The sequence below is a fragment of the Terriglobus sp. YAF25 genome (genome assembly GCF_052113305.1).
Lineage (GTDB): Bacteria > Acidobacteriota > Terriglobia > Terriglobales > Acidobacteriaceae > Terriglobus.
Map to the genome: position 1 here is coordinate 1 of NZ_JBFRCY010000278.1, position 5,408 is coordinate 5,408.

The following is a 5,408-nucleotide window of genomic DNA, read 5'->3' on the forward strand; positions in this document are numbered from 1 at the left end:
CTGATGGGCTCTCCGCATGAGTATGGATGGATTCTCTCACTTCTGGTCGCCTTTCTGAGGCGCTGTCGCAGAAGGCTTCTCGTCATCCGCCGCTCCCTGTTCTGCCTCTTCCCCATCGGCGGCCACCACTTTCACTTTGGTACCGTCGTCCATGCCATAGGCGCCCTTCGTGATCACCTGGCTGCCTGCTTTCACCCCGTGGAGAATCTGCGTATCGTGTCCGTCGGTGATCCCGGTCGTTACCTCCTTCTGCCGGGCGATACCATCCGATCCAATCACCATGATGGCCTGTTTGCCTGCCTTGGTTGAGATCAAAGCCTCATTCGGTATGGCAATCGCATCCGGTTCTGTGCGTGTCGCGATGGAAACGTGAACCGGCATACCGGCCTTATAGGCTGCATCCTTGTTTTTAACGAGCACCCACACTTCCAGCGTCGTCGAACCTTGATCCAATGCAGGGCTCACCAACATGACCGTGCCCGATATGGGGTCGGACTTACCTGTGACGTTGAGCGTTGCCGTCGCTCCCTTCTGAATGCCGCTCGCTTGCTCCTGGGAGAGATGTACCTTGGCAATCAAGGAAGAGACATCCATCACCGTGACAATGGCTTGCCCCGCATTGGCCATCTCCCCGGCAAACAAAGGACGATCGGTAACGACGCCATCGATCGGGGAGCGGATCTCGGAGTAGGTGAGACCAGCCTGAGCCGCCTCATACTTTCCCTGGGCAGAATCGAGAACGCCTGCCGCATTTTTGATCGTTGCCTTCTGACTGACGGAGTTCAGCGATCGAAGGTGTTGTTCCGCAATGTCCATCGCCGCTTTCGACTGCACGAGAGCGGCACGCGCCGTCTCCAGGTCTCGACGTGGTATCGCTCCCTGTTGCAGGAGCGCTTCGCGTGAATCGAAGACGCTCTGCTGCACGTCGAGGTTTGCTTTAGCTTGCTCGACATCGAGTTTTGCCTTCTGCATGTCCTCCAAAACGGCAGCCTGTGTAGTCGCAGTGTAAGTCGCGTCGGCCTGGCTAAGAGCTCCGCGGGTGTCATGTACCGCTGCGATCAGGTCGCGGTTTTCAAGTTCCGCAAGAAGCTGACCGCTATGGACATGCGCGCCGCGCTGCACTAAAAATCGTCGCACCGGAGCCGAGATCTTCGGCACAATAGCCGCCTGCGCCAGTGGCGTCAGCACCGTATCGCCCGAAACATATTCCGTAAGCGCCTTCTTCTCAGCCTTCTCCGCCTGTACTGACACCTCTGCCGCAGCGTCCGCCTCTTTGCTCTTACAGCCTGCAACTGCAAGAGCAAACCCCAGCACGGCGGTAGTGGTAACCGATGAGAGAACAGAAACGGAGCTGGTCTTGCATAGTCTTCGCATCATGGCATCTTTCCTGTCAGTGTTTGTAGATTGGCCAATGCGGTGTGGTAGCGGACGAGGCCATCCGTCCTGCCCGATTCGGCAAGGACAAGAGAGCTTTGGGCATCGACGATCTCAAGTACCGTCCCTTCACYCGCTGTATACCGCAAATTTGTCAGACGCAACGTTTCGGTAGCCGTCGCAACGCTCTCGTCTAGAAGAGCAAGCTGCTTCTGGGAGACTGCCGCCTCATCATAGAGCTCATGGAGAGAGGCCAGCAGGCGTCGCTGCGTGACGGTTAGGTCAACGCGCGCTTGAGCCTGGCGGGCCTGACTTTGTCRCACGCGCTGATGCGTCGCCAGCCAATCCCAGAGAGGAATGTCGAGAGTCGCGGAAGCCGAATAGCCGAGGTTGCGCACGCCACCGGGTCCATGCACCGCAAACTGTGGTGCATCGATACCGTAGGTCACATTGAGCACAAGATCTGGCGTGTAGCCAAAACGCGATGCCGCCACATCAAGGTTCGCCGATCGCAGCTGCTCAAGTGCAGCTCGCAGATCAGGGTTGTTCGCCTTCGCGGCCGCCTCCACTTCGATCTGAGTCGGCAAGGACGGGAGTGCGTCCAGATTCGCAGCCAGTTGATATGGCGTCGAAGGGTCCGGAAAAAGCAGCGCGCCAAGATCGAGGCGCGCCTTATCCGCGGCGAGAACGGCGTCGTTCAAATCACGCTGTCGTTGCTGAACCTGCAAGTCAGCCCGCACTGCGTCCGCATGTGCAGCTTCCCCACCGCGTTCACGCTGTTGCGTCACCGTGCGAAAGCGCTCAGCTTCAGCCAGCGCACGCTGCGCGACGACCACTTTCGCCTGTGCGGCAAGCATCCCATAATAATTTCCAATGGTCGCTGCCACCAGGCCGCGTCTTGCTACTTCGAGGAGCGCGTGTGCTGCGGCGTAATCGGCTTTTGCCTTGCGATATGCCGTGATGCTTGCGCCGCCTATCGTTTGGGTTGCCGAACCTTGGCTGATGTATTCGTGAACGGCATTGTTCGCCACAAAGCGGACCGCAGAGGCCGATTGAGTCGAGTCCGAACTCTGCCCCTGCGTGTAGAGAAATTGATTGTGATAGGTGAGCCCAGGGAGAAGAGCCGATCGTGCAATTCCCTTCTGCGCCTGGGCTATGCCGGCAGCTGCCTGGGCTGCGGCATAGGCCGTATCTGCGCTTCGTGCCCGCGCAATGGCATCCTCAAGGGTGATCGGAGCCGAGGCAGCCGCCGTAGTTTGAGCCGGCATCCCCGAACTCAGGCAGCTACCGACACCGAACAATGCGAGAGCGAAATGTATAAGATGTTTCATCACGGTTGTCACTACATTCCTCATTCGCGAGTGCCCATAGTTCCGCTCTCACCCCACGGGAGGCGTAGCGGAAACAGGTGCAGAGCTTGCGAGATTCGTTATTTGGTCTCGTAGGCCAGGATCTTTGCCATTGCTTTCGTCTCTCCCGGCGAGACAGCCAGGAAGAGCCGATGCAGCGACGGAATCAGTACGCCTGTCTTTGCACCAGGTTCTGTCTTCACCTTTTCGACAAGCTTCAAGTGATCCGGATCGCTCGTATCGTAGATCCCCATGTACCCTTCACCTCCCGGAACATACAGCCGCCGTGCGGTCGCGTCATATTGCACTTCGTCGGAGCGAAGCGGCGCTGAGAGCGTGCTTACGACCGCGCCTGTGTCCGAGTTCATCACCACCACCATTCCAGGATCGCGGCAAACGACATAGAGCCGATGCTGCGCAGGATCGAAGGCGACCATGGCATTCTGTTTTGCCGGAGGCACAGGCCATACCTTGAGAACCTTCATGGCCTTACGGTCGACAACCGCAAGCGTGTTGGTTTGCGTGAGATTGATAAAGAGACGAGGGTCCCCGTCGGAAAACGACATCGCCTCAACATGGTTGTCTTGGAACGTAATCGATCCCAGCTTCGCCCCCGTATCCGGGTTGACCGCTTCCAGGTTCGCGGTCTTCATATCGACGTCCTTACCGCCTGTCACAACGTAGAGGGTATTCGCTGACGCATCGTACTTTGATGTATCCGAGCCCGGAGTCAATGACACGGACTGTTTTTTTGCATAGCTGTCTGCATCCCGGATCGTCGCTCCCTGTTTCTCGCTGTCCGTGATAAAGACTGTATTCGCGCCTTTCCGAACCAGAATGCTATGAGGGTTTCCGAACCCGCTCACTGTCTTCAGATGGGCAGACGTCTTAAGGTCGAAGACCTCCAGGGTGCCATGGTCCTCCGCAGCCAGGAGCAAGCGATTCCGGTCGAAATCGACGGCGAAATGATCAAAGTCGCCGGAATAACCGGGGAGGTCGACCGACTGGATCAGCTTCACGGAGGAAGCCCCTTGCGCGATGGCGAGCGCAGAGCCTAAAGTTGGTAGCGCAAAAGCGAGGAAGAGAGCGCGATTCGATGTGTTAAACATAGATTCTCCTGAACACAGGAGCTAGGTTCGAAGGGCAGCATGAGTTCCGCCTAAAGGCTGTATAAAAATGTATTCATTTACCCATCGCGCTCGAGTCCTCGAATCCAGAGCCTGCAGGATGAAAAGATTTTCATCAGTGGTTCAGCCGTCGTTCAGGTGAATTCCAGCTAATAAGGACGCGAGAAAATATGCGTATCTTAGTCGTTGAGGACGAGCAAAAGGTATCGGCGCTGGTACAGCGGGGTCTGACCGCTGAACGGTACGCGGTCGACATTGCGTCCGATGGCATCGAAGGCTTCGAACTTACGGAAGCCTATCCATACGATCTGATACTCGTTGACCTAATGTTGCCACGTCTTGCCGGAGGCGACCTGCTGCAGAGGATACGGCGAAAAAATACCTCTGTGCCCGTACTTGTACTCACGGCGCGAGACTCGATTGATGACAAGGTCAAACTCTTCGAGCTGGGCGCCGACGACTACCTTACTAAGCCATTTGCATTTGCGGAGCTCCTTGTAAGAGTCAAAGCTCTGCTCCGCCGGGGTCCCGTCAACCGTTCCAGCACATTGCATGTCGGCGACCTTGAGCTTGACAGGCTCACCCAGCAGGTAAGACGGGCTGGGCGCCGCATCGAGCTTACCGCGAAGGAATACTCGCTGCTTGAATACCTGATGCAGAACGAAGGGCGTGTCTTATCACGCAATATGATCATTGAACATGTGTGGGACCAGAGCTTCGATGGGATCACCAATATCGTCGATGTCTACGTAAGGCATCTCCGTAGCAAAGTGGACGACGGCAATCCGATGAAGATGATCCGTACGGTTCGTGGCACGGGCTATATGATTCGCTCCGGAAGTGAACTGTGAACCGGAACTCTCTCCGCCATCGCGTGACCTTCTTTTACGTCGCACTGCTCGCCGTCGCGCTTCTCACATTCAGTGTTGCCGTCTACCTGGGCGTACGGGCATTCATTACTCGATCGCTTGAGCATTCGCTCAGCATGAACGCATCGACGATCCTGACCGATTACATAAAGCCGTTGGACTCCAAAGGCTCAGCCTGGTTCCAAAATGAAATGAGCGAATCTTACCCCACCGGGGTCAGCGATACTTTTGTGCGCGTCTCGCGCGGGCAAGAGGTCCTCTACGAGACCGGCGAGATGCGCGGTCTTCCAATCAGCGCTTCAGCGCTGGCGTCGGCAGGAGACGCGGATACCTCTGGCGAAGTGAACCGTACATACACAAAAAGCGGCCAGGAGATCTTAACGTACACGTTGCTCTACCGCCAGCCTCAGGGCGATCCGATTGTGATCGAAACGGGCGCTACGACTGAGCCAATCCGCCACGTTCTCCGCTCTCTATTCCTCATATTGCTGACCGGAACGCCCATCATTCTCATTGCCGCCGCGCTGGGAGGTTATGTCCTTATGGCTCACGCGCTACGACCGGTCGAGACTCTTACCGAGCAGGCTGAGCGAGTCGGACGGGAAGATCTGGGGGAACGTTTGCCCGTCATCCCCTCGGGCGACGAACTGGAAAGGCTGTCGCTCGCCTTAAATCGTATGATCGAGCGC

General features: G+C 56.9%; 5 protein-coding genes. 2 read left to right on the forward strand and 3 right to left on the reverse strand.

Translation table 11 applies throughout. The features are described 5' to 3' along the window. Positions 1-36: 36 nt before the first annotated feature. From AB4043_RS13040 to AB4043_RS13050, 3 genes are all read right to left on the reverse strand, one after another. Positions 37-1,377: an efflux RND transporter periplasmic adaptor subunit gene (locus AB4043_RS13040; RefSeq protein ID WP_442303222.1), complete on the reverse strand. Its 1,341-nt coding sequence runs from the start codon at positions 1,375-1,377 to the stop codon at positions 37-39. Further along, complete coding sequence (locus AB4043_RS13045) at positions 1,374-2,642, reverse strand: TolC family protein (protein WP_442307232.1); 1,269 nt, start codon at positions 2,640-2,642, stop codon at positions 1,374-1,376. Before AB4043_RS13045 ends, AB4043_RS13040 begins: the two co-directional genes overlap by 4 nt. A gap of 161 nt (positions 2,643-2,803) precedes the next feature. Then, the gene (locus AB4043_RS13050) at positions 2,804-3,832 is read right to left on the reverse strand and encodes a YncE family protein (protein WP_442303224.1); all 1,029 of its coding nucleotides are present in this window, start codon (positions 3,830-3,832) and stop codon (positions 2,804-2,806) included. A gap of 188 nt (positions 3,833-4,020) precedes the next feature. Here AB4043_RS13050 and AB4043_RS13055 point away from each other — a divergent pair, with 188 nt between their 5' ends. After that, on the forward strand, positions 4,021-4,701 hold the full coding sequence (locus AB4043_RS13055) for a response regulator (protein ID WP_442303225.1): 681 nt from the start codon (positions 4,021-4,023) through the stop codon (positions 4,699-4,701). Continuing rightward, the coding region (locus tag AB4043_RS13060) for a HAMP domain-containing protein (protein ID WP_442307233.1) at positions 4,698-5,408 on the forward strand (711 nt) is incomplete at its 3' end. The genes AB4043_RS13055 and AB4043_RS13060, both read left to right, overlap by 4 nt.

Bases quoted from the DNA above. Each gene is read 5' to 3' on its own strand.
- AB4043_RS13040 (WP_442303222.1), bottom strand. From the start codon at position 1,377: ATGATGCGAAGACTATGCAAGACCAGCTCCGTTTCTGTTCTCTCATCG.
- AB4043_RS13050 (WP_442303224.1), bottom strand. From the start codon at position 3,832: ATGTTTAACACATCGAATCGCGCTCTCTTCCTCGCTTTTGCGCTACCA.
- AB4043_RS13055 (WP_442303225.1), top strand. From the start codon at position 4,021: ATGCGTATCTTAGTCGTTGAGGACGAGCAAAAGGTATCGGCGCTGGTA.